This is a genomic window from Psychrobacter sp. APC 3279, assembly GCF_030407795.1.
Lineage (GTDB): Bacteria > Pseudomonadota > Gammaproteobacteria > Pseudomonadales > Moraxellaceae > Psychrobacter.
Genome location: NZ_JASDCR010000016.1, coordinates 67,732 through 94,446 on the forward strand (window position 1 = coordinate 67,732; position 26,715 = coordinate 94,446).

Consider the following 26,715-nt stretch of genomic DNA (forward strand, 5'->3'; position numbering starts at 1 on the left):
TCACTTTATCAAACTTTTGTCAAATCGCAAGTAAAAAACCCTCTAAATCATCGCCCTGACCCTTGCCATAATACCGCGTCCAATCACCAATCTCACATAAATAATGGCAATGGCAAACAGCAAGACAACTAACGCCGCACCGCCAATAGCCAAGCTCATCCACGGCACACTAAACTGTAGATTAAACCACTGTGTGATGGCCGCCCATGCGCCGACGCTGGCGATAACGACTGCAAAGGTCGCCGCACTAATCCCAAGCACGCCCAGCTCTAAAATATTGAGCATATACAAGTCACGCTTTTGCATACCAAGCAGTCTAAATGATGCGCTGTCTTTCATACGATCTTGTGAAGTAGACAACAGCGAGCTGATCAGCACCATGACCCCAGTGAGTAGGGCAAGCAAGGTAAACACATAGACCAAGCGGCTCATTTGTACCACCAGCTCTTGGATTTGCTTGGCGATAGCCGTGCCATCGATGGTGGTGACCGCAGGGAACTCACGTACCAGTTTGCCTTGTAGCTCTGGAATGGCATCTTCTGATACGTGCGCAGTGGCAAATTGAATCTGCGGGGCAGCGGACAGTACCGACGGCTCAAACAAGAAGTAAAAATACGGGCTTGGGCCACGCTCATAGCGCGTACGAATACTGGTGATCTGCCCGACGATTTCGATACCTTGAATGTTAAAGCGCACCTGATCGCCCATGCCGACATTGAGCATACTGGCGGCAGTGTCCAAGATAGATAAAGGTTTGACTTGCTGCTCGGCATCATCGATAGGCGTATACAGCGCATCGTCTGTGAGCGAGTCAACGATGTACTCAGTATCCATCACCGTATCTGCGTAGCTTAAGTTAAACACCCGCGTAGGATCATCAAAGCCATCCTCAGGCTCGATATCTTTTGCAGGTACGTCATTGGCTGTCTCTACACGCGCACGAATGACGGGATAATAAGTGACAGGCGCCTCAATGATCGCATCAATATCGTCATGTTGATCGCTCTGTACATCGAGCAAAAACAGATTGGGCGCGTCTTCAGGATAGGCATTGATAAACTGCGCATTGATACTGTGATTGAGTGTGGTGATGAGCGTCAGCACCGCAACCGATAGCGATAAGGTGACAAAGAATAATGCGGATTGATTGCCCTTGCGCGCCAGATTATGAATGGCGATACGCTGCATCCAGCTGACTTTGGTATTACTCGCTAACTTATTAAGCAGCCATAGCCACCCACGCGCCAGTAGCCAAAATATCGCCACAAAGCCAATCAAGCCGCCCAATAGCTGTGCGCCTAATGACAGCGAACCCACTTCATAAGCAAAGAAAGCATACAGTCCTGCCAGCACGATGCCATACCACAGTAACGGCGTGCGTCGATACCACGGTAGGTTTTGCGCCTGCGTACTCGCCCCTTGATTGAGTAGGGTGGCGGGTTTGGTGGTATTTAACGTACTTAATCCACGCTGCGCTATCAGTAGGGTCAGAGCTAAGGCAATGAATATGGTCTTGATCGCACTGATTGGATTGATGGCGAGACCCACGTCAGCAGGCAAAATAGCTACGAGATAAGGTTGCCCGATTTTAAGCAAACCCAGACTAAGGACAATTGCAGCGACACAAGCAATGGCGGTCGTGACTATTAATAATTGATAGTAGCTGCGCTTGAGTGAGCTAAGCGGTTCACCTAATGCCAAACGAATCGCATTGTTTGATTGTTGCTTGGTGACGAACGCGCTAATGACGCCATACATGGCGACGGCAGAGAGTAGCAATACCGCAATGACCAGCAGTTTTAAAAACATCAATACATTATCAGAGATACGCGACACAGAGGTGTCTTCGGACTCGGCTTCAGACAGCTCGATATCAGGATAATTGGTGAGGATATCTGTGAACGCATCACGTTGCGTGGTGATCAGCTCAGGATCACCTGCTATCTCAATACGGTAATTGACGCGGCTACGCTGACCGAGTAGGTTGGTCGCTGCCAAGGCATCTTGTTTCATCAACACCCGCCCACCAAAACCAAACGCGGTCAGCGGTCGGTCAGGTTCTTTGGTCAGCACATCACTGATGGTAAACTGCGCATCACCAATAGCGATACGGTCGCCGACACTAGCGTTTAGGCTGCTAAGCACTTCTGGGGCAACGACGACATTATCAGCGGTCAGTTGCTCCCATAGCGGTTGTCCTGAAGCCAGCTCAACGTCGCCATATAAAGGGTAGGACGGTGAGACGGCTTTGACGCGGGCAAGCAAGGTTTGCTCATCCGTGACCAGCATAGCGCTAAACTGATGATCGTATACGACCTGCGTGTCAGGGATGGTGTCTACTTGGGTCAATACGTCGCTTGACCAATCCTGCTTGCCGTTCAAAATCAAATCGCCACCAACGAGTGCGCGCTGATTGTCATTGATATAACTATCGACAGACTGCTGTACCGAGTCGAGGGTCAGGTAGGTTGCAAGCGACAAGGTCAAGGTCAGTAGAAACAACACGGGATATACCCAACGCTGCCACCAGCTACGGCTGAGTGCTTGAGAACCTAGATTTTGAAAACCTAGAGTACGGGTAAATAGTTGACTAAGGATGCCGCTAGGATAACTGGACTCTTGATGCATACTGGTATCAGTCTTTTTTGTATCAGGCGATTTATTGTCTGTGGGCTTACTATTCATTAAGATACAATCCAGTTATTCATGTCGGTACAATCCGCCCATCATGCATGGTAATGACGCGATCTGCCATTTCAGCAAGTGCAGGATCATGAGTCACGACCACCAGTGCCGAGCCAACCTGCTGGCGTAAGTCCAACAACAGCTGCATGACTTGATCGGCATTTTGTTCATCCAAGTTACCCGTTGGCTCATCCGCAAACACAATCTTTGGATGCGATACCAACGCTCGTGCCACTGCTGTTCGCTGCTGTTCACCACCAGATAGTTGATTGGGTAAGCTGTTACGCCTGTGACCCAAATCAACCGCATCAATCAGCTCGTCTACGCGTGCTAGGCTTGGACGTCTGGCAATATCAAGTGGAAAGGCGATGTTTTCGGCGACTGTCAATGTTGGGAGTAGATGAAATGACTGAAAGACAAAGCCCATGTCCTGTTGACGAATGACCGCCAGCGCATCTTCATCAAGACTACTGAGCGTTTGACCTGCTAGCGACACTGTACCGCTATCAGGATAGTCTAATGCCGCGAGCAATCCTAGTAAGGTTGATTTACCCGAGCCTGATTTGCCCATGATGACCACAAACTCGCCCGCGTTGACATAGATATCGACGTCCTTGATGATAGATAATTTTTGCTCACCGACTTGCACGGTTTTATTTAATTGTGAGGCGGTCAGTAGTGCTTGTGTCTTAGCGTCTGCTTGTGGCGTTGCTGTGGCAGTCGAAGATGATAATGTCATTACAGTGTCTCGTTAAGTAGTCTCGTTTGTCTTATTTTTTGTCGTATTGTCTTGAGCAGTCGTAGCTGTGTTATTGGTATCGGCTGTTTTTAACTCTTTCAGCTCTTCTAGTTCATTTAATTTAGGCTCTAGAATAGGTAAGATATTGTCATTGACGATGATGGTGTAGCCTTCTTTGGTTGGGTGAATGGCATCTGCTTGGTTGAGCTCAGCCTCACCGCCGACACCCTCCAAAAAGAATGGTATCAGAGGAACGCTCATGTCTTTCGCGACGCGAGGATAAATGTCTGAGAACGCGGCAACGTAGTCATCGCCCAAGTTATCATAGATCGACATCCCGCCCAAAATGACGACACTGCCATTGTCTTGCAAACGTTTAACAGCCGTACGGATATTGGCTTCAATTGTCGCCACATCGATACCACGTATCGCATCGTTAGCACCGATGGTCAATATAGTGATGTCGGGTTTGGTTTGCGACACCCAGTCCAATCGATTGACCAATCCCGTACTGGTTTCACCGCTTAGACCTGAGTTGATAACCTTGGCATTAGCGTAGCCCATCTCTTGCAGACGATCTTCTAACTGAGCAGGATAGTTGTCGTCTTTGTCCACTCCCAGACCTTCTGTCAGGGAGTCACCAAGCGCTAAAATAGTAAGTGATGAGGATTTGACCTGTTGATCAGTTGATGCTGCGGTTTCAATGGCTACTGGAGCAGTGCTGGCTTGACGGTTAGTCGCTTCAGTACTGGTACTCTGCGTGTCAGTAGTAGATGTCGTTTCAGCATCTTTTTGACAACCACTGATAGCCATTACAGCTGCGAGCATGGCGATAGCGGGTAAGCGCTGAGCAAAACGAGAGGGAAGTTTCATCATGGGTGTTATGTCCTATATGCAATCAAACCAGTGTATAGTCAAATCCTATCTAAACCAGATACAGTCTCAGTCGGATGAATCGTCAGGCTCGCTCAGTCTACTATTTGTAGTACTTTTACTCGCCTTCCTTTTATCCAGCTTATATTAATTATCGAAATTATATTGAATTGACTATAGCAAAATAAGACAGTGACCTATATTGCCCTAAGGTTAATTTAAGGCCGCTTTATTGCGCGTTAGCAATCATAGCCTTGCAGACCACAAAAACTGATAGAAATGAAAGCTGATAGCAATCAAATATATTTGCCATCGACCATCACTGGACGACTAACAAGCCAAGCAATCACGACGTTGACAATCATCAGTATCAGCATAATAAAAAGCGGCATACTCCAACTACCAGTCATTTCATGTAGCCAACCTGTACCCAATGGGCCAAAAAAGGCAATCAAATAACCGACGACCTGTGCCATACCAGACAGCTCACTTGCCTGATTGGTCGTATAGGTGCGCATAGAGAACAGCATCATGCTCAAGGTAAAAATTGCTGAACAGCCCATGCCCATCATACCTGACCATAGCCATGCCAAATCAGTCGATAGATAGCTGACACCCAATATACCAACGACGTTTAGCACAGCAGCAAATACAGCCAATGCTTGAATAGGTCGGCCGCGATTGACCAACCAAGTTAAACTTAATATAGAAACTGGTGCCATAAACTGGAATACAGAACCCATCTGTCCAGCACTGACGGCAGATAGTCCCTTACTAACCCAAATCGATGGTAAAAAACTGGCGACGGTATAAAACAATAGTGACTGTAATCCCATAAAAATAGCAATCTGCCACGCAAAGGTGGTTCGCCACATGGAAATATCAGAAGAACCTAACGCCGCAGGGATAACTGCTTGATGGTTAGATGAACCCAACCGTACACGTAAGAACAGCCAGATAACAAAGGCAAAAACACCTAGTATTGTCCAACCGCCTAATGCCCACTGCCAACCAACTTGCTCCGATAACGGTAATACGACGCCTGCGACGATACCTGCTGCTGTGGTCATCGTCAGACTAAACAGACCTGTAATCAGCGGAATATGTTGCGGGGTACGCTGCTTAATGACAGGTGCTGCTAAAGTATTAGCGAAGCCGATGGCGAGGGTAAGCAATAAAGTACCAATTAAAAACCCACTCCATGTCGGGATAGCAGTACGGATAATCATCCCTACCGTTAACAACCCAATCATGGCAATCAGTGTGTTTTCTAGTCCGAATCGCTTACCAATGGTTGGAGAAATCAGCGCACCAACGGCAAAGCTCAGCATAGGCACTGCCCCTAGCCAGCCTATCTGAAACTCAGAGATATCAAGCGCGTCCTTTACCACTGGAGCGATAGAACCTAGCGCGACGATAGGTGCACGCATATTGGTGGCTAGTAGAATCATGGCACACAGCACCAACCAAAAGGTAAAGCGTGAGGAGGGCAGGCTAGATGAAGCAGATAGATTGGACGAGGTAGACATAGCAGCACAACGATGACAGCGAAAAAGAACACGTTATTAAACAGCGCCAAGACATTGCCGCTTATAAAATAACACCAGAAAGCATTTACCCAGACACGTACCTAAACGGTAATCGATATCTTGAATGAGACCGAAAAATATATGTAGCGCGTAAGACATACAATTTGCTTAACTGACTTTGCTAAATTGGCAGGTTAGTCAAAATGTATTTGTGGTTACTTCGAGTTACGGCTATAGAACAGTGATAATAAGAGATGGCGATAATAAGGCATCTTAAATAAGATGTTTTATCGCACAATAAAAATAGCGCCAAGTCACTTTTGAATGACTTGACGCTATTATAAGAACATATGTCAGGTAAATGCTACCAGCGTATGGTAACCAATAGGCTATTAAACCGATTTACCTAATTGAGCAGCTCTTAATGCATTCTCTTGCTGTTCAGCGATTAATGAATCGCACTTATTGGGATCATTACCACAAAACGAGCAATTTTCGTCGCCCATCAATTTGGCAACACCGCCACAAGATCCTCTAAGCGGCTTTTTTTTGACCATATAACCGACACCCATAAAAATGAAGAATAGGACAAATACGGTGAAAGTAATGGCAAGCATAGGAAGCAGTTGGCTAAGCATAGAGGAAACCTCATTTTAAAAATGGACAGTTGCACTCAGGATTTATTAAGTATCTTTGGTCACAACCATGGTCATAGTATAGCAAATTTTTACATCATTCGTTGTGTGTTCTCGTACACATGGGTATGAATACTAGGGTTTTTTATCGGCGCGTAGTGCTTTCATCGCTGGTGTCTGTATCACCTGCCAGTCATCAATATTGTCGTCAGTAGCTTCGTTAGACATATCGTCAGAACCCTTTGCTTTTATATCATCAGCTAGTACCACGAACATGGCTGCTAGATTCTGTGTTTTAGCGAGGTCTAGTGCTTTGTGATAAGGCATCGCGGTAAGGGCAGTTGCCCACGCATCCGCCAACGCGACAGAATCAGCTGCGACAGTGACTGAAGGTGCGCCGCCTGCAATAGGGGTACCCGTTGTCGGGTCGATAGTATGGCTATAGCGTTTGCCATCGAATATAACAGAGTTGCGATAGTTACCAGAGGTAGCTAGATGCATTTGGCTAGCCGTATTCTTTGGTTGGCGAATAGCAGATATGGTTTGGCGTTCGCTGACAGTACTGCCTTCAATAGGGGCATCAATCGCAATTTGCCATGGCTGCTGCTGATTGTTGACACCAGAAGTGGCAATTTCACCGCCGATCTCAACCATATAGTTACGAATTTGGTAATCCTCTCTCAGCACATCAGCGATGACATCGACGCCATAACCTTTGGCAACAGCAGAAAAATCTAAACCAACGCCGTCTTTGGTCTTATAGATGGTGTCATCTTTCTTTATGATGCTCTCAAAATCGACCAATGCTTTTGCTTGCGCAATCTCAACGGCGGTCGGAGGGCTTTGTAGGCGCTCGACCGTCATGGTGCTCCCAAAGCCCCATGTATTTACGAGTGGCATAACGGTAGGGTCAAAAGCACCGCCAGACTGCTGATAGACAATTTGTGATACGTCTAGCACACGACTAAAATCAGCATCGATAGTGATAGGTTTGTCTTTGCCCAAACGATTAAATGTAGATATAGTCGAGTCGTTTTGATAAGTAGACATGCTATCGTTAATTTGTTTTAGGCGCTCGTCTACCGCAGCTTGTATGGCAGCTTCGTCCGCATCATCAGGCAACTGATAGCTAATATGATAGCTCGTCCCCATCGTCTCACCGATCAGATAGTTATAGTCTGGGGTTTGCTGGCAAGCACTGAGACCTAAAGTACTAGCAAGGCCAACGACGCCTACTAAGGTAAGGTGTAGAGGTTTTTTGGAAGATAAGCTGGATATAGTGTTTTTCATAATATTTTCGGTATGGCGTAGAAATGAGTAGGGTGTAAAACAAGCCACGCTTATTTTACACCCCTTGAACCCAAAAATACTAATGAAGGCACCATTCAGCGACAATTCGTTAGGTTAAGTAGCTTACTTCACTTGTGACTCACGTATGAGTTTATAGAGTTTTGGGGGAGAGACGCGGTTGACCCGTGTGGCCAGTTTTTCTTTACGACCAGCGACGATGATATATTCCTCTCCCTTGGTGAGCGCCTTCACGACTTGTTTGGCAAACTCAGTCGCAGTCAGACCATTATTGGTTGCCTCATCCATCGTACCTTGTGCGCTACCGTCACCAGTCAACGCATTGATAGAGATATTAGTCTGAATAAATCCGGGGAATATCGTGGCTACTTCGATACCTTGATCATGTAATTCAGCACGTAAACTATTCGCCCACATATGCAGCGCTGCCTTGGCTGCCCCATAAGCACCTCGATATTGTGTACCCAATAAACCTGCCACGCTTGAGATCATTACTATTTTGCCACCACCTTGTGCGAGCATATCAGGCAATGCAAGTCTGGTAAGACGCGTCTGAGCAAAGTAATCTATTTCCATGATTTGGCGTTCAACTTCTTCAGCCGTGTCCATGATGAGCGAACGCTGACTGATACCAGCATTATTGATAAGCCAGTCGATTTTTCCCGCCTGAGCTTTAGCAGTAGCATAAGCGTCTTTGGTTTGATTGGCATCACTAATATCAAAAGGAACGACGATATGTTTGTTAGCGCGTTTGCAGCTATTTTTGACCACCTCTAACTTATCACTGTCACGTCCACTTAGAATAATTCTAGCTCCGCGTTTGGCGAAGGCAACGGCTAATGCTTGTCCAATACCACTAGAAGCACCGGTGATCCAAATGGTCAAATCTTTGTATTTCGTTTTCATAAAAGTCCTTTCTTAATTTGTTAAAATTCTGTGCATGTTTGAGATATCATATTTTTCAGATAAGTGTTTTTTCTATTCAAGACTATGAGCTAAATAGCATCGTATAGTCAATCTAAAAGAAAAAAGGTACCTAATAAGGTACCTTGAAAAATAGATTAAATATAATCCTCAGAAAATAGATCTCTTTTAAGAAACTCGTCTGTTCGTATAACGATAACCCTCTGACTCCATGCAAGAACTGAACAAGCTGCTTTCTCTCTCACTTTTTACCTTTGCAATTCCAATTTGATAACGACATTTTTGTATTGCATTATGTGTATCATGTTGAGATATTCCTGCTTTTTTCCAAGTCGACTTAGGCGCACTTGAACAACCCGACAATATTAGAATAGAAGCAAGAATGCTTGTAAGTATACTAATTTTCATACTAAAACCTTTTATTGAATTCAAAAATAATAATCTATTGTTCAATTAAAACTGATACCAGTTCTAAGAACCAACAATTATTTAATAATAACAATAAACATCTATTATTGTAAGGTTTTGGAAACAAAAAAGAGCCTCAATTGAGACTCTTTTTTATATTCTTAGATTTGTGCTGTCAGATTAATTATCTAACTTAACCACCGAAATCATCAAGCATGATGTTTTCGTCTTCCACGCCCATGCTATGTAGCATGTCAATTACGGCAGCATTCATCATCGGTGGCCCACACATGTAGTATTCACAGTCTTCTGGGTTTGGATGATCTTTCAGATAGTTTTCGAGCAATACGTTATGGATAAAGCCTGTTGGACCTTCCCAGTTATCTTCTGGTAATGGGTCAGACAGTGCAACATGCCACTCAAAGTTATCGAACTCTTCTTCTAGCTGATCATAGTCTTCAACGTAGAACATCTCACGAATAGAACGAGCACCATACCAGAAGCTAATCTTACGATCAGTGTTCAAGCGTTTGAGCTGATCAAAGATATGCGAGCGCATTGGAGCCATACCAGCACCACCACCGACAAAGATCATTTCAGCTTCGGTTTTCTTGGCAAAGAACTCACCATAAGGACCTGAAACCGTCACTTTGTCACCAGGTACTAAGCTAAAGACCCATGAAGACATTTTGCCTGGTGGAATACCGTCAGGACCACGTGGCGGTGGACTTGCGATACGAATATTAAACTTGATGAGGCCTTTTTCTTCAGGATAGTTGGCCATTGAGTAAGCACGGATAACTGGCTCATCAACTTTCGAGACATAGTTGAAGATACCGAATTTTTCCCAGTCTTCTCTATACTCTTCATCAATCACAAAGTCTTTGTAGTGCACTTCATGCGGTGGCGCTTCAAGCTGCACATAACCACCAGCGCGGAAGTTTACTTCTTCGCCTTCTGGAATTTTTAGTACCAGCTCTTTAATGAAAGTGGCAACGTTATCGTTAGAGATAACTTCACATTCCCATTTCTGTACATCAAAGAACTCAGGGTCAATCTCAATTTTCATGTCTTGCTTAACAGCTACCTGACAAGCTAAGCGCATGTGATTGCGGATTTCACCTTGAGTAAAATAGCCTTCTTCGGTGGGCAAAATAGAACCACCACCTTCAATAACGCGGCAACGACACTGCGCACAAGTACCACCACCACCACAAGCTGAAGATAAAAATATACCTTCGCCCGCTAGCGTTTGTAGTAGTTTGCCGCCAGCTGGTGTCACCACATCATTATCGGGATTATCATTAATATGGATAGTGACATCGCCTGAACTGACCAGTCTTGAGCGCGCCGCCAAAATAATAGCGACAAGGCCCATGATGATCAAGGTAAACATAGCAACGCCACCAATCGCCGTAGCGTAATCCATGGTAGGTATCCTTAATCTATGGGGTAGGGGTGTGGGGGCATCATCTATGCTGTACCCAAACCTCTACCGAATAAATGAATTAAATAAGTCAAATAGCTAATGAAAGCTTTGAGCTTAGCGGTTTAGATGGACATACCACCGAACGACATAAAGCCGAGCGACATAAGACCAACCGTGATAAAAGTAATACCAAGACCACGCAGCGGTGCTGGAATATCTGAGTATTTTAGCTTTTCACGGATACCCGCCAATGCTGTAATAGCAAGTGCCCAACCGAAGCCTGCACCCACACCATAGACAACAGATTCACCAAAGTTATAGTCACGCTCAACCATAAATAATACACCACCCAAGATGGCACAGTTTACGGTGATTAGTGGTAAGAATACCCCAAGCGCGTTGTATAGACTCGGTACAAACTTGTCCAAGAACATCTCTAGGATCTGTACGGTGGCTGCAATCAAACCGATATAACTTAGCAATCCTAAGAAGCTCAAGTCGATATCAGGGAAACCTGCCCATGCCAGCGCACCATCTTTTAGGATAAACTGGAATAGTAAATTGTTTAGTGGAACGGTAATTGCCATCACGACAATAACCGCAACACCTAGACCAATCGCTGTAGAGACTTTTTTGGATACGGCCAAAAAAGTACACATGCCTAAGAAGTAGGCAAGCGCCATGTTCTCGATAAAGACTGAGGTTATAAATAAACTAACATAATGTCCCATTAGTGACCGCCTCCATGTGCCATGCCTTTAGACTGCGGCTTCATTACAAACTCAGCTTCTTCAACTTGTTCTGGTTTCCAGATACGGACAACAGCGATGAACAAACCAATGATAAAGAACGCTGATGGTGGCAATAGTAATAGACCGTTTGGTATATACCAACCGCCATCAGTGACTGGCTGTAGAATCGTAACACCGAACCAAGTACCAGCACCCAATAGCTCACGGATAGTTGCGACGAATAGCAATACTGCTGAGTAACCAAGACCGTTACCGATACCGTCTAAAAAGCTTGGGATTGGTGGGTTGCTCATAGCAAATGCTTCAGCACGACCCATAACGATACAGTTAGTGATAATCAGACCAACGAAAACTGACAAACCTTTACTAACGTCATAAGCCACCGCTTTTAGCACCTGATCAACCAAGATAACCAACGAAGCAATAATCGTCATCTGTACGATGATACGAATGCTCGATGGAATCTGTTTACGGATGATCGAGATAAAGAAGCTTGAAAATGCCGTTACCAAAGTCAATGCCACACACATGACCATAGCGTTAGCCATGCTGGTAGTGACAGCCAATGCCGAACAGATACCAAGGATCTGTAGGGCAATAGGGTTATTATCAAAGATAGGCGTGGTTAAAATGCTTTTAGTGTCAGCCATGTTATGCCTCCTTGCCGTTTGCTACTGGTAGCTTGGCTGCCAATTCGGTTTTAGGTTGAGCTGCCAGCTTTGATTGATTTGCTTGTGTCTTTGCATTATCAATTGTTTGACCGCTCTGTTCACGTAGCTTATCTAGATAAGGCTTATAACCTTGCTCGCCCAACCAAAATTGGATCATGTTACTGACACCGCGACTGGTCAAAGTTGCACCACTGATGCCATCAACCCAATTGTCTTTTGGCGTACCAGCTTTGGTCACACCAGTTGCCACGTTACCATTTTCATCATAAGACTGGATACCGGTCCACTGTGCGCGCCATTCTGGCTCTTCAATACGTGCACCAAGACCTGGAGTTTCTTTATGCTCATAAAAACTGATGCCTTTGATGGTATTCATATCACTCTCAAGTGTTAAGAAACCATAAATCGTACCCCATAGGCCATAGCCTTGAACAGGCAATACGACCGTTTCTGGCTGACCTGCGTCATCATTTTTGACATAGACCTTGGCGTATTTTGGCTTACGCCCAATACCAGCAGGATCGTTATCACCCAAGTCTTCACTTAGGGCTTGGTTCTTTGTTGCTTGACTGGCGTCATAAGCGTTACGATCAGGGATGCCAGCAGTTTTTAGCGCATCGTCATCGAGATAAGTACCTTCGTTTAGATCAATGATTTTTACTTCAAAGTCTTTAAAACGTTCGGCAACATCATCTGCTGTATCAGACTCAGCATCAAACAAGTCAGCCGCAACTAAGATATTTTTGTTACGGTCTAAACGTGCGTTTTCAACTTGTGCAGGTTTTAGACCAACAGCCACTGCTGAGACCAACACTGAACACACCAAGCATAGCGTCAAGGCCACACTGATGGTTTTCGCGTTATTACTTTTGGGCTTGGACATAGCGAACCCTCCGAGCGGTTTGGCGTTTGATATTTGCTTGAGTCACAAAGTAATCAAACAATGGAGCAAATAAGTTGGCGAATAGAATGGCCAGCATGATGCCTTCTGGGAAAGCAGGGTTGATGACGCGAATCAATACGGTCATAAAACCAATCAAGATACCGTAAGCCCAGCGGCCTTTGTTTGTATGCGCAGCTGATACTGGATCGGTTGCCATAAATACAGCACCGAAAGCAAAGCCACCGATAACTAAGTGCCAGTAGAACGGCAAGCTCATCATCATGTTGTCTTCAGAGCCAATCATGTTGAACACAAGAGACGTCGCAATCAGACCGACCACACAACCTGCCATAATGCGCCAAGAAGCAATACGCGTCCATAGCAACACTGCCGCACCCATTAGGATGGCTAGCGTCGATACTTCACCGATACTACCTTGCATATTACCTAAGAATGCATCACTCCACGTGATGGCATTACCATAAACGTCGACGAAGTCCTGAGGAACCACACCAAGGGCTGCAAGGCCAAGAGGGGTTGCACCTGAGAAACCATCTACTGCCGTCCATACTGAGTCACCAGACATATAGGCTGGATAAGCAAAGTATAGGAATGCACGACCCGATAGGGCAGGGTTAAGGAAGTTTTTACCAGTACCACCGAACACTTCTTTTGCGACAACCACACCGAAGATAATACCTAGGGCAACTTGCCATAAAGGAATATCAGGTGGTAGACATAATGCAAATAGAACTGAGGTTACAAAGAAACCTTCGTTAACTTCGTGTCCACGGACGACAGCAAAGATAATCTCACAGAGAATACCCACTGCAAACGTCACGATATAAATAGGCAAAAACTGCATCGCACCATAGACGAAACTTGCCCAGATACTGTCTGGGTTATAGCCTGCCATGCTAGTGATCACAGTACGCCAGCCTTCAGGCTGTAAGCCAAGCTGAGCGATAGCGGTTAGTGCTTGATGACCAATGTTGTACATACCCCAAAACATCGCTGGGAAGGTACATAGCCATACGGTAATCATAATACGCTTTAGGTCAATCCCGTCACGTACATGTGATGACGCATAAGTGGTTGAGCTTGGTTGACGTAAGAACGTATCAAACATCTCAAAAATAGCGTAGTACTTTTCGTGTTTGCCGCCTTTGGTGAAAGATGGCTCCATACGATCGAACATATTGTGTAAAAATTTCATCGTGGTTAGCCCTCCAGCTCAATGCGCGTTAAGTTATCACGCAAAATATCACCGAATTCATATTTGCCAGGAGATACAAAGGTGCATAGTGCCAAATCTTCTTCGTCCAGTTCAAGCACGCCCAAATCTACGGCGCTAATGATGTCTTCGACGATCAATGCACGTAGTAATTGAGTTGGTAGGTAATCTTGTGGCATGACTTCTTCATAGACACCGATTGGTACCATCGCTCGTGGTGAGCCGTTACTTGTGGTAGTAAAGTCGTACTTTTTGCCACCAAAGAACTGCGAAATATAGATAGGCAGTTTTGAGAAGCGGTTTTTACCTGGAGTAAAGAAGTGGAACGCAGGACGCTCACGACCTTCAGTCAATACGCTGATCTGATTGTGAAAACGACCCAGATAGGCGATGTTTTCAAACACTTTGCGACCAGACAATACTGAACCTGAAATGATACGGTTCTCGCCAGCAGCCAGCTTACCTTTGGTCAATGCAGTGATATCAGCACCGCGCTCAGTCATAACCAAATGCGGGTTAGTGACCGCAGGACCTGCCAAGCTCACCATGCGGCGCGTATATAGACGGCCTGTCGTGAACAATTTACCGATGGCAATCACGTCTTGATAACCAATTGTCCATACGGTCACACCGCGGCTGATAGGATGCAAGAAATGAATGTGCGTACCAGCAAGACCAGCTGGATGCTTACCAGCAAAACCATGATACTCAGTGACGTTATTCGCTGCAGTTTTTGCAACTGGTGTCAGTTGGGTATCGCCATGATGGCAGACAAAGGTCTTTGGACTAAGCGTAGATAATACAGCAAGTCCATCATTGAACGCTTGTAGCTGCTCATTGATCACAAGCATCGGGTCAAAGGCAAGTGGATTGGTATCCATTGCTGTAACAAAGATAGCATGTGGACGAGCGCCGATTTCGGGTGCGCGGCTATAAGGACGCGTACGGAACGCGGTCCATTCGCCAGAGGCAATCAGTTGGGTTTCAACGACTTCAGAGTCTAGGTCAGCAAGCTGCTGTGAGTCATAGCGCTCAAAGTCTACTTCTTCACCATTTGGGTCGACCGCAATCACAAGACTCTCAAACACTCGACGTTCGCCACGTTTAACAGCGACGACCTTACCGGCAGCAGGGGCAGTGTAGATCACGCCAACACGTTTTTTGTCTTCATAAACGGGCTGACCTTTGGCTACAATGTCACCTTCTTTGACATTCATAGTGGGCTTCATACCCACATAATCATAGCCAACAAGTGCTACATGTGTCGGTTGGTGCTCAGATATCTCGCGGGAGGGTTCACCAGTGATGGGCAAATCCAAACCTTTTTTGATGGTAATCATAAGCGAAAACTTAGTCCATAGTCTAAAACGATACCAGACGTCCTGTTTGGTATATCGGTAGCATGAACGTTTGTATCACTCAACAAAGCCTTCAATCGTCTATTTCCTTTGTAGTGAAATAGGGATGAAAGCTCTGTGAAGACAATACATGATCATAACTACTAGTAAGAGTATTAACGCTGACCTTAGACTCCTTAACAACACGTTAATGTCTTATTCGAATTACCAAAGTGGCGACTGGCTACCAAGGTGTATGCTAAAACCGTTTCATCGAAATCAATCGCTACAGCACATGGCTAAAAGAGACTGGTTTAAATACAAATGGCTTTATCACACGTTTCATTGAAATTTAAAACTTGTAACACCAGTATGTTTGACCATCTCTCGTTCACTAATACCGTTTACAGATATTCGATAGAATAAGAGTGTGGCCAAATAACGATCTATTAAGGTAGATGATATACTGGTTAAAAGACAAACTAGCTAAGCAACTGATAAGCAAACTTCACTTATTATAAGCTGCTATAGTTTTAATCGTAACGGTTTTAATATAGTTAGCTAGTGATAGGGACTTGCAAGACATCTAATTGAGGTTAAATACCGCAGAATCGATGGTTTAGAGACTATTGGTTGAGATTTTTTCAGATAGTCCTTTTTAGCAATTTCTTGGCCAATATTTTATTGGCGTATTGAGCGATTGCTCGATCCATCCTGATTACCATGCTGTATTAGTGAGTTGTAACAACTCAACAAAAAGCGTAACGCATGGTTACTATCACATAGAAACAAATAAAAATTTACCTAGGATTATACGCTAAATTGACCTAAAATTGCCAGTCAGTAATAGAATTTAACGATTGTTGGTAGTGATTCTACGTACTAAAACTTATGGTTATGATTGTCTAGTTTCTGTCTTTCTTATTTATATTCAAACAGATTGCTAACTTAGCAGTATCTTGGTTTTCGATCTGTCCATAATTTATGCTACTTTTAAGCAGCGTTTTCTCTCGTTATTTGATGCTTCGATAACGTTTCATTCTCAAAATTTTAATTTACTAAATTTATTGCCAATCTTGTGCTTTATAAGGAATGCTATATGTGTGCTGTGCCTGTCATTATCCCGGCTATTGATTTAAAAGATGGTAAGTGTGTACGTTTAAAACAAGGCCGTATGGAAGATGATACGGTGTTCTCTGATGACCCAGTTGCTATGGCAGCGCGTTGGGTAGATGAAGGCGCGCGTCGCTTACATTTGGTCGATTTGAATGGTGCTTTTGATGGCGTGCCAGTACATAGACAAGTGGTCAATGATATCACCAAAGCCTATCCGAACCTGCCTATTCAATTGGGTGGCGGTGTACGTAACATGAACACCATCGAGCAGTATATTACCGCAGGTTTGACATATATCATTATCGGTACAAAAGCTGTTGAAGATCCTGATTTTGTCGCGGAAGCTTGCCGCGAATTTGCAGGGCACATCATCGTCGGTATCGATGCCAAAGACGGTATGGTAGCCACTCATGGCTGGGCAAACGTGACAGATACCAAAGCGACCGAGCTTGCTAAGCGCTTTGCAGATGTCGGCGTGTCTTCAATCGTTTATACTGATATTGCCCGCGATGGCATGATGCAAGGCGTCAACGTCGAACAAACTGTTAATTTGGCGCGTGAAGGCGGACTACCTGTGATTGCATCAGGTGGCGTTACCGATATGAAAGATATCGAGCTGTTAAAGCCGTATGGTGATTGTATCGAAGGTATCATCACTGGCCGCGCTATCTATGAAGGCACGCTGAACTTGAGCGAAGCACAGCTTTATTTAGATAGCTAAAAACCGCCAAAGTTAGTCAGCTAAAAACAGGCAGCTAATTATCAGCAACAAGCTAAGCGAGAAAAATCCGTAAAAAATAAAGGATGCTTATGGCCACTTACATTGACCGTCCAATAATACGCAGTTCTATAAAAGCGTGGGGTCAAATGGTGTTGCTACTAAGCATCCTTTTTGCGTTTTCAGCGCATGCTGCCAGTGAAGAAATTTCTGGTATCGCAGCAGCGCTTGGTATAGAGACAACTGAAGATGTAGAGACGACAGAGAAAAGCGTATCTAACGATAATTCTGCCATATCAGAAAATGAAGCATCAACAGGTGATACCACAGAACCCGCCAGCTCATTGCCAACGCCTAATCCACCGCCAGTAATCAGTGGCGAAAGCACTAATAATGCTCAAATCGAGACCACACCCACTCCGCAAAAAGACAACGATATTCGTCAACGTATCAGCGGTATTTTCTCTGAAATCGAAGGTTTACAAGCCGTCAACGTTAGTGTCAACCAAGGGGTTGTTACCCTAACGGGAGAAACAGCCAACGAAAAAAAAGCACAACAAGCGATCAACTTAACCAACCGACTAACAGATGTCGTCACTGTAGAAGACAGAATTAACCGCACGCTAGATGTTCAAGAGAATGTCTCAACGGTCTATCAAGGTTTAAAAGCGCAGGTGACCAATCTAGTGAAGGCGCTACCACTACTATTGGTCGGCATCGTTATATTTGCCTTGGTAGCATGGTTCGGCAGTTGGTTATCTAATCGCAAAAAGATGTGGCAACGTCTGACGCCCAATCCATTTGTCGCTGAGCTACTGTCACAAACGGTCAAAGTCATCTTTGTTATCTTTGGTCTGATTCTAGGACTAAGTCTAATAGGTGCAGAGACTATTTTAGGTACATTGCTTGGTGGGGCAGGTGTCATTGGTATTGCGGTTGGTTTCGCAGTCAAAGATACCATTGAAAATTATATCGCTTCATTAATGCTGAGCATTCGCCAACCTTTTCGTGCCCGTGATCATATCGTGATTAATGGACAAGAGGGCATCGTGGTTCGTTTGACTTCACGTGCGACAATACTGATGACACTGGATGGTAATCAGCTGCGCATTCCTAATGCTGAAGTCTTTAAAGGTACCATTCTAAATTACACCAAAAACCCTGAGCGCCGATTTACTTTTGAATTGGGCGTTGATGCCAATGATGATCCATTAGCAGCAATCAAAGTCGGATTGGATGCGATACATACACTAGCATTTGTTTTGGATGAGCCCAAGGCAATTGCCGTCATTACCAATGTGGGCGATTCTAATATTGTTTTGGAATTTCAGGTTTGGGTAGACCAATCAGAGACTGACTTTGCCAAAGCACGCAGTATCGCCATCAGAGAGACCAAGCATGCACTAGAAGATAAAGGCTTTAGCTTACCTGAGCCTATCTATCGTCTGCGCTTTAACAACAAGTTAGAAAAAGCCTTTGAGCACATGCAAAGTAGTGTCAGCAATGCTAATAATATTCAATCTGATATGACGATTACTCCGACTATCCCTAAGCCTGCTGAAACAAATCAGGTCAACGAAAGTCATATAGATGACCAAGATAAAAAACAAGCCAAGGCTCGAGCCAAGACCATTTTACAAGGTCGCAGTGCGAATGAAGTTCTCGATGCCCGTCCTGACGATAAGCTGATGGAAAAAGTCGAGCAAGAGATTGCTCAAAGCTCAGATGAGACTGATTTATTGAATAATAATAGCCCGCAAGAATAGGTACTAGACGTTAAATAAAATTTAGGCATAAAAAGTGCAACAGAATCTATATTTGGTGATTATTCAAATACGGGGCTTTTTATGGAAATGAAACACGTCATTATCTTTGCAGTAATTGGTATTGTGGCATTACTGGGCTTTAACATTATAAATGGCAATAGTCGTGAACAAAATAGAGAGATTGCAACCAGTAGTGTAGCGACTGAACAGCCTGATTCTACAGTAGCTACCTCTGATACAGATATTACTAGCCAGCCACTTAGTCAACAGCCGAAAGCTATCGTAGATAGTGCGACCAGTAAAATTGACCAAGCGCAGCAAGCCGAGCAAGACCGTGTAGAGCAATTGGACGATGCGCAATAGGCACAATAAATAGCTATATCATTGATGATTGAAAAGTATACAGCATAAAAAAGGCTAACGATTGCGTTAGCCTTTTTTATTGTATTACAACATCAGTATCTAAGTATCAGTCTAAACTTAGCTTAGCTTTTTTTGGCAGCGCCTCTGCGGTTGCTGCTTCTTTTTGCTGGAGTTTTCTTAGGCTGCTCTTTCTTCGGTTGACCTTTTTTGCTTTGGTTCATTGCACTAGACTGCAATTTAGCCTTCAAATCAAAATCAATTTGTAGCAGGTCCATGTTAACACCCGCAACCTTCACTTTAACTGAATCGCCGAGTCCAAATAGCGTGCCTTTATCTTTACCGATAAGCTGCTGTTGCTGCTCATCGTAGACAAAGAAGTCATCGCCAACGTTTGAGATATGAACCAAACCATCGATATATAAGTCAGTCAATGTGACGAATAGACCAAAGCTAGTAACCGTAGTCACAACGCCTTCGAACTCTTCACCGACATGATCGGTCATATAGTGACACTTGAGCCAAGATTCTACATAACGTGATGCTTTTTCTGCACGGCGTTCTGTATCTGACGTTTGTGTACCAGCACCTTCAAGAGAAAAGTCCATAACAGGCTGTTGGCTATTAGTGACTTTCGCTTTAATCGCGCGATGCAGCATCAAATCTGGATAACGGCGAATCGGCGAGGTAAAGTGGCTATATTCGTCATATGCCAAGCCAAAGTGACCAATATTGTCAGGTGCATAGTTCGCTTGCATCATTGAACGCAGCAGCATGCTATGAATACTGATGGCATCTGGTCTATCTTTAGTCGCTTCGATAATGCGCTGATAATCCGCTTGAGTTGGGTTCTCTTCTGGGAATGGTAAGCCAAAGTTTTTCGCATATTCATGAATACGCATCGACTTCTCATTATCAGGCTTATCATGGTTACGATACAAAACTGGTAACTCATGTTTAAGCGCGAAGTTTGCAGCACAAGTATTTGCAAGCAACATACATTCTTCGATTAGCTTCTGAGAGTCGCCACGAGTGCGTGGTAAAATCGCTTCGATTCCGCCTTTCTCATTGAACTTGATATACGTTTCAACCGTTTCAAATTCCATTGCATGACGTTCTTCACGCTTTTTAAGTAGTAGCTCATACAGCTGATGTAACGTATCAACAGATTTTTTAACGTCTTTATTACCTGTTAGTGATGTAGGTAATCTCTTATCATTCGGGTTCACAAGATAATCGTTTACTTGATTATAGGTGAGACGGGCTTGTGAGTGCATCACTGATGGATAGAACTCGTATCCAGTCACTTTACCGGCGCGCGATATCTTGATATCAGCAACCATACATAAGCGATCTAGATTAGGGTTCAATGAGCATAGACCGTTAGATAACACTTCAGGCAACATCGGAATCACGCGATGCGGGAAGTATACTGAAGTACCACGCTCATAGGCATCTTGGTCAAGTGGTGAATTCGGTGTCACATAATAGCTGACATCCGCAATCGCAACCACAACACGGTAGTTACCACCAGAGCGCTTTTCAGCAAATACAGCATCATCAAAGTCACGAGCATCTTCGCCATCGATAGTGACAAGCGGTAGATGACGTATGTCTGTGCGACCTTTTATATCTTTTTCGGTTGGCTCTTGATAATCATCAGCTTGCTTAAGCGCAGCTTCACTAAAATCTGATGGAATATCATAGTTGAGCAGGGTAGTCTCAATAATTAATTCACGATCATTATCGTCAGACAGCACTTCAGTGATTTTACCAGTGGCAAATTCATGCTGGTTTGGCCAGTCAATGATATCGACTTTGACAGGAGCGCCTTGCTTAATATTTAACGCCTGAACATTGTCATCAGTAACCGTAATCGGTTGATGATTGTTTGGGCTACCAAGCTCAACACAATAGCCGTCCTCATCACGAGCAAGTGTACCAATAAAGTTGTTTTGACGACGTTCGACAACATCAACGATACGCCCTTCGGTACGTCCACGATTGTCTGTCGAAGTGCCGACAGCTGCTACCGTATCGCCATTAAATACCCAGCGCATTTGTTTTTCATGTAAAAACAAATCTGGCATGTCACTTAGCACCACAAAACCAAAACCTTTTGGATGGGCAGAAACTGTACCTGAGACGATATCTTGCTTAGTCACCGTGCGATAGCGATAAGGACGACCATCACGATTCACTTGGCCGTCACGCGCCATTGCCTTTAGGCGATTGCCCAAAGCATCAAACTGATCAGGATCATCAATGTTAAAGGCTTTTGCCAACTGTTGATGCGTGACTTCCCCATGTTCATTAATCGTGCTGAGTATCAGCTCACGACTAGGAATCGGGTTGTCATATTTTTTTGCCTCACTTGAGGCGTTTGGATCATTCCAACTCATAAATTACCGTATCTATTTTTAAAATTATTAATAGTGGCTATCTTAACACGAACGACGTTGCAATATCTTGCGTCAATTGTCTTATGTGTATTCGGTAGCAGGAAGCGGTCAGTTTTCTGGCGACCGCTATAGGGATAAATCAAATATCAATATCGACATTGCTCGATTGGTTAGTGATCTTTTTACTATCCAACTCTTTCGAGACTTCTAATACTGTAGTCTGATTTGATTTATCCAAGTATTTTTGTGCTTTATCTACTTCCGTGGTCAGTGTATTGACCGTTTGCTTCATATTCTCTAGCGCCTCAATTTTATAATTGCTAATCATATCCATAGTGTCATAGACATTATTGAAGGCATTTTGCAGTTTATCAAGCTCAATGCTACTGCTGGTCGCCTGCTCGTGAATCTCACCTGACTGACGTTTGAGCATGGCTGAGGTTGATTCAATCAAACTACTAGTCGTTTTATTCAACGCAGTGATTTGATCAAGTACCAGTTTTTGATTGGTCATTGCTTGGGCAACAACAACAGCCGTGCGTAATGCAGACACAGTAGTCGTGGTTGCACGATCGACACCTTTAATCAGCTCTAAGTTATTACGGCGAATGGTATCAAGCGCCAAGTAACCTTGTACATTCACTGCTAACTGGGTCAAAAAGTCAGTGTTTTTTTGACGGACATAAAACAACATCTCTTCTTTAATGATGCGCGCTTTTTCTGGATCTGTTGCTTCTATCGCATAGACTTTTTGTTCAAGTTGCTCATCAATCTTTTTGCCAACGTAGACATACTGACGAATAGACTGCATCAGCTCCCACATATTGACTTTTTCTTGCTCAATCATCGCATTGTCTTTGAGCAATTCATCTTTACCATTATAGAGACTGGTCACAACGGCATTAATATGTGACTGGGCTGACTCATACTGACGGAAATAATCTTGTACTTTATTACCGAATGGAATGAGACCGAACAGCTTGCGTGAGCTGGTCAGCTCTTTTTTGCTAGGATCTAAATCTTCGACAATACCGCGTAGTTCCGTTAGTGATTTAGCAATCGGGGAGTTATCAAATAAACTGTCATTGAGACTTTTTGCAGGCAAATCCAACATTCGATTAGATACTTGTGCAGATTCGCGAATCTCTTTTGTACCTAGATTATGAATAGACTGCACATTCTGTCGAAACTCATCGCTATGCACAGAGTTGGTCAGCACATGATCAACAAAAGCATCAACCTTGGCATCGAGCTCAGGAATTTGGCTTTCATCCAATTTGACCATCTGATCTGCTTCACTTTTCTGTATTTCTTTGACAGGTTCAGGTGCTGTTAGAGAGATACTGGGAGTTGTAGCGTTTTCTGGTGGCGTCAATTCTTGCATGAAATATCCTCTGATATCGGAGAAGGGAAGTGTTTTTTGTCAACGACTCTGACAGTCGTGGTATACATTGTTTTTATTTATACACTTAGCTTTTATACATTTATAAAACGTCTTTAGCTCATACTAATTTTTATCAAATGATCATTAGTTACTGCTAAATGCCGACTAGTAAATATAACTAAACCTTTAGATTACCGTGTAATCAGAAAGTTGAGAAGGTAGATTTTGTAAAATAGCGTCAGTCAATGATGCTAGGCTATTATGTTCAGTATAGCTATGTTCATTACAGCGGTTTTTGAGTCCAAATAATAAAAAACCATCAATATCCCGCAGCATATTGATGGTTAGAGTTATAAATAGCTATATAGACTAACAGCCACCACTCAAAGCAATCCAATAGATAGATTACTTTTTCTTAGTGGGTCCAAGCAGCATACCCATTTGACGACCTTCCATCTTAGGATATTGTTCGACGTTTGAGATATCAGCAGTATCTTCAATGATACGATCAAGTTGTTTGCGACCGATGTCTTGGTGCGCCATTTCACGTCCGCGGAAACGGATGCTAATTTTAACTTTGTCTTGATCTTCCAAGAAGCTCACGATTTTTCTCAGTTTAACCTGATAATCGGCCTCTTCGGTACTAGGACGTAGCTTCATCTCTTTAAGCTGAGTCTGCTTTTGGTTTTTCTTAGCTTCTTTAGCCTTTTGCTTTTGATCATAGAGGAAATGCTTATAATCCATGATCTTACATACTGGCGGCTTAGCTTCAGGAACTAATTCGACCAAATCTAGATTTTCATCACGTGCCGCTTTCATCGCGGTTGCGATATCAACCACGCCCATTTGCTCGCCATCTTCTTTAACGAGACGGACTTCTTTGACATTGATATCTTCGTTGATGTTCAAACGGTTGGACTGTTTAATAGGTATTACTCCTCATCTGTTTTTGGGGTCTGTCGGCCTTTTTTACTGACAGCGGTCTGTACTAATGTAATAAATTCAGAAACACTCATCACGCCAAGGTTCTCACCTTCGCGAGTTCGGACGTTGACGCTGCCCGATTCCACTTCTTTATCCCCTAATACTAGCATATAGGGAATACGTTCTAATGTTTTCTCTCGTATCTTAAATCCAATCTTTTCGTTACGCAAGTCGCTAATAGCGCGTAAACCTGCATTTTTGAGCTCGCTAACCACGTTTTCGCACGCATCAGCTTGCTTATCAGTGATATTCATGACCACAACTTGCTGCGGTGCTAGCCATACTGGCATCCAACCAGCATAGTTTTCGATCAAAATACCAATGAAGCGCTCAAATGACCCTAAGATTGCACGGTGCAACATAATAGGTACTTCACGATCGTTCTGCTCATTGACGAACTCAGCATCGAGACGCTCAGGCATATTTGGATCAACCTGAATGGTACCGCACTGCCAAATACGACCTAATGAATCCTTTAGACTGAACTCAATCTTTGGACCGTAGAATGCACCTTCACCAGGTAGATAATCCCAGTCTAGCCCTGAGCTATCAAGCGCATCTGCTAGCGCTTTTTCTGCAAAGTCCCAAGACTCATCACTACCAACACGTTTTTCAGGACGGGTAGACAGTTTCATAATAATATTGTCAAAGCCAAAATCTTCATAGACAGCAAGCGTTAGCTTAATGAAGTCAGCAACTTCTTGTTGAATCTGCGACTGTGTACAGAAGATATGCGCATCATCTTGAGTAAAGCCACGCACACGCATCAAACCATGCAGTGAACCCGATGGCTCGTTACGATGACAAGAGCCAAACTCAGCCATACGCAGTGGTAAGTCACGGTAAGACTTTAGTCCTTGGTTAAACACTTGCACATGGCAAGGGCAGTTCATCGGTTTTACCGCATAATCACGGTTTTCACTAGAAGTCGTGAACATATTGGTCGCATAGTTGCCCCAATGTCCTGAACGCTCCCACAAGCTGCGATCAACAATTTGAGGTGTTTTAATCTCCTCGTAGCCATTATCGTATTGTACTTTGCGCATATATTGCTCAAGTACTTGATAAATCGTCCAACCATTAGCATGCCAGAACACCATACCTGGCGCTTGCTCTTGCATATGAAATAGGTTCAGCGCTTTACCGATTTTACGATGGTCACGCTTTTCTGCTTCTTCGATACGTTGGATATAAGCTTTCAACTGTTTCTTATCAGCCCACGCAGTACCATAGATACGCTGTAACTGTTCATTTTTCGCATCGCCGCGCCAATAAGCACCTGACATTTTGGTCAGTTTGAATACTTTCAAAAAGCGCGTGTTTGGCACATGCGGGCCACGGCACATATCCACGTATTCTTGGTGATGATACAAGCCAAAGGCTTCTTCACCTGGCATATCATTAATAAGTTTTAGCTTATAGTCTTCGTTACGTGATTCAAATATCTCGATCGCTTTGGCACGTGGCGTCATTTTTTTGATAACGTCATAATCTTGCTTGATCAGCTCCATCATGCGTTTTTCGATCGCTTCCATATGCTCAGGCGTAAACGGCGTTTCACTAAAGATATCGTAATAAAAACCATCATCAATAACAGGACCAATGACCATCTTCACATCAGGATATAACTGCTTAACAGCATGACCTAATAGATGAGCACATGAGTGACGGATAATATCGACACCGTCGTCGTCTTTTGGCGTTACGATTTCAACATTGGCATCAGCGACGATAGGATCATGTGCATCTACTAGATGACCATTTACACGTCCAGCAACCGTCGCTTTAGCGAGTCCTGTCCCAATACTTTGCGCCACCTCCATGACTGTTGTATGACCTTCAAAGTCTTTTACACTACCATCGGGTAAAGTAATCGCTACCATAATCTATTCGCCTATTATTGGGTCCGTTGGCAGTGATGATTGCAACCATCAATCATATAACCGTGAGACCACATCAATTATATCTAATCATCGTGATATGTTGTGAAAGGGACGCATTACCTAGAGTCTTACTATGACTATATATGTTGGGGCTGATGTAAGGCTTAAGGCCAGTTAATCAATAGCATTGCAGCAAAATGCATTTCGCTATATGAATAATACAACAGCCAACATATATAAGTAATGCAGCAAAGTACCTATTATAGCAAAAACCGTCTCTCAACACTAGATATCAAGGGATTGCGCGACGACTAATATAAGAGCCATATCTTATGATAAAGGTAGTATCAAATACTGAACTATATAGGACAATATATTGAAAGCATCATATAACCCCGAATAACTTAGCTTCTATATAGTGCTAGTTATATGAATATCAACATTCAAAAACATCATAGATCATCTGCTTAAGAGAAATATGTAAGAATATCAAGATGAATAAGTCCAGTTATGAGGATTAGATAAAGCTGGTCTTTAATGGAAACTGATGAACTAAATGGTATTGCACACTAGGGCGTGTTGAACATTGGCGACAAATTAATGGCAAAAAAAATAGCGAACGGTTAATCTTTAAGCTCTCACACAAAAAAGATATCGTTCGCTATGCCTCGCACCATGCTCAAAGATGAACACTG

At 43.7% G+C, this 26,715-nt stretch carries 20 protein-coding genes; 3 read left to right on the top strand and 17 right to left on the bottom strand.

The features are described 5' to 3' along the window. Positions 1-42 precede the first annotated feature (42 nt). The 13 genes from QL898_RS09900 to QL898_RS09960 form a co-directional block, all read right to left on the bottom strand. Positions 43-2,685: an FtsX-like permease family protein gene (locus QL898_RS09900; protein ID WP_290176671.1), complete on the bottom strand. Its 2,643-nt coding sequence runs from the start codon at positions 2,683-2,685 to the stop codon at positions 43-45. A 19-nt stretch (positions 2,686-2,704) separates the two neighbouring features. Beyond that, positions 2,705-3,424, bottom strand: a complete 720-nt coding sequence (locus tag QL898_RS09905; RefSeq protein WP_290176673.1) for an ABC transporter ATP-binding protein — start codon at positions 3,422-3,424, stop codon at positions 2,705-2,707. Positions 3,425-3,436: 12 nt separating this feature from the next. Beyond that, positions 3,437-4,300 carry an arylesterase gene (locus tag QL898_RS09910; protein ID WP_290176674.1) on the bottom strand — a complete coding sequence of 288 codons (864 nt, stop codon included), beginning with the start codon at positions 4,298-4,300 and terminating at the stop codon, positions 3,437-3,439. Between the two features lie 293 nt (positions 4,301-4,593). Then, positions 4,594-5,826: an MFS transporter gene (locus tag QL898_RS09915; RefSeq protein WP_290176675.1), complete on the bottom strand. Its 1,233-nt coding sequence runs from the start codon at positions 5,824-5,826 to the stop codon at positions 4,594-4,596. Positions 5,827-6,218: 392 nt separating this feature from the next. Next, a complete protein-coding gene (gene nqrM / locus QL898_RS09920) occupies positions 6,219-6,464 on the bottom strand; it encodes a (Na+)-NQR maturation NqrM (protein ID WP_057762175.1) in 246 nt (81 codons plus the stop codon). 132 nt (positions 6,465-6,596) lie between these two features. After that, entirely contained in the window at positions 6,597-7,751 is a 1,155-nt protein-coding gene (locus QL898_RS09925) for an FAD:protein FMN transferase (protein ID WP_201547577.1), read from the bottom strand. A gap of 123 nt (positions 7,752-7,874) precedes the next feature. Further along, entirely contained in the window at positions 7,875-8,675 is an 801-nt protein-coding gene (locus QL898_RS09930; protein ID WP_290176677.1) for an SDR family oxidoreductase, read from the bottom strand. Between the two features lie 619 nt (positions 8,676-9,294). Then, entirely contained in the window at positions 9,295-10,530 is a 1,236-nt protein-coding gene (gene nqrF / locus QL898_RS09935) for an NADH:ubiquinone reductase (Na(+)-transporting) subunit F (protein ID WP_057762171.1), read from the bottom strand. Positions 10,531-10,652: 122 nt separating this feature from the next. Continuing rightward, positions 10,653-11,261 (bottom strand): NADH:ubiquinone reductase (Na(+)-transporting) subunit E, encoded by a 609-nt coding sequence (gene nqrE, locus QL898_RS09940; protein WP_057762170.1) that lies wholly within the window; start codon positions 11,259-11,261, stop codon positions 10,653-10,655. Next, positions 11,261-11,932 carry an NADH:ubiquinone reductase (Na(+)-transporting) subunit D gene (locus QL898_RS09945; RefSeq protein WP_201547580.1) on the bottom strand — a complete coding sequence of 224 codons (672 nt, stop codon included), beginning with the start codon at positions 11,930-11,932 and terminating at the stop codon, positions 11,261-11,263. The genes nqrE and QL898_RS09945 overlap by 1 nt, the downstream gene beginning before the upstream one ends. Position 11,933: 1 nt before the next feature. Further along, the gene (locus QL898_RS09950; protein WP_201547581.1) at positions 11,934-12,836 is read right to left on the bottom strand and encodes a Na(+)-translocating NADH-quinone reductase subunit C; all 903 of its coding nucleotides are present in this window, start codon (positions 12,834-12,836) and stop codon (positions 11,934-11,936) included. After that, positions 12,817-14,052 carry an NADH:ubiquinone reductase (Na(+)-transporting) subunit B gene (locus QL898_RS09955; RefSeq protein WP_057762164.1) on the bottom strand — a complete coding sequence of 412 codons (1,236 nt, stop codon included), beginning with the start codon at positions 14,050-14,052 and terminating at the stop codon, positions 12,817-12,819. Before QL898_RS09955 ends, QL898_RS09950 begins: the two co-directional genes overlap by 20 nt. A 5-nt stretch (positions 14,053-14,057) precedes the next feature. Then, complete coding sequence (locus QL898_RS09960) at positions 14,058-15,410, bottom strand: Na(+)-translocating NADH-quinone reductase subunit A (protein ID WP_165598636.1); 1,353 nt, start codon at positions 15,408-15,410, stop codon at positions 14,058-14,060. A 1,096-nt stretch (positions 15,411-16,506) separates the two neighbouring features. Here QL898_RS09960 and hisA point away from each other — a divergent pair. The 3 genes from hisA (at position 16,507) to QL898_RS09975 (ending at position 19,370) form a co-directional block, all read left to right on the top strand. Beyond that, complete coding sequence (gene hisA, locus QL898_RS09965; protein ID WP_102091064.1) at positions 16,507-17,244, top strand: 1-(5-phosphoribosyl)-5-[(5-phosphoribosylamino)methylideneamino]imidazole-4-carboxamide isomerase; 738 nt, start codon at positions 16,507-16,509, stop codon at positions 17,242-17,244. Positions 17,245-17,333: 89 nt separating this feature from the next. Continuing rightward, positions 17,334-19,007 (top strand): mechanosensitive ion channel family protein, encoded by a 1,674-nt coding sequence (locus QL898_RS09970; RefSeq protein ID WP_290176678.1) that lies wholly within the window; start codon positions 17,334-17,336, stop codon positions 19,005-19,007. A gap of 81 nt (positions 19,008-19,088) precedes the next feature. Further along, positions 19,089-19,370 (top strand): hypothetical protein, encoded by a 282-nt coding sequence (locus QL898_RS09975; RefSeq protein WP_290176679.1) that lies wholly within the window; start codon positions 19,089-19,091, stop codon positions 19,368-19,370. Between the two features lie 122 nt (positions 19,371-19,492). On the opposite strand, the gene rnr is transcribed toward QL898_RS09975, so the two are convergent. From rnr to thrS, 4 genes are all read right to left on the bottom strand, one after another. Beyond that, positions 19,493-21,769, bottom strand: a complete 2,277-nt coding sequence (gene rnr, locus QL898_RS09980) for a ribonuclease R (protein WP_290176680.1) — start codon at positions 21,767-21,769, stop codon at positions 19,493-19,495. A 139-nt stretch (positions 21,770-21,908) separates the two neighbouring features. Beyond that, complete coding sequence (locus tag QL898_RS09985; protein WP_057762157.1) at positions 21,909-23,153, bottom strand: toxic anion resistance protein; 1,245 nt, start codon at positions 23,151-23,153, stop codon at positions 21,909-21,911. 405 nt (positions 23,154-23,558) lie between these two features. Further along, complete coding sequence (gene infC, locus QL898_RS09990; protein ID WP_057762155.1) at positions 23,559-24,062, bottom strand: translation initiation factor IF-3; 504 nt, start codon at positions 24,060-24,062, stop codon at positions 23,559-23,561. A 23-nt stretch (positions 24,063-24,085) separates the two neighbouring features. After that, on the bottom strand, positions 24,086-26,020 hold the full coding sequence (gene thrS, locus QL898_RS09995) for a threonine--tRNA ligase (RefSeq protein ID WP_290176681.1): 1,935 nt from the start codon (positions 26,018-26,020) through the stop codon (positions 24,086-24,088). Positions 26,021-26,715: the final 695 nt, after the last annotated feature.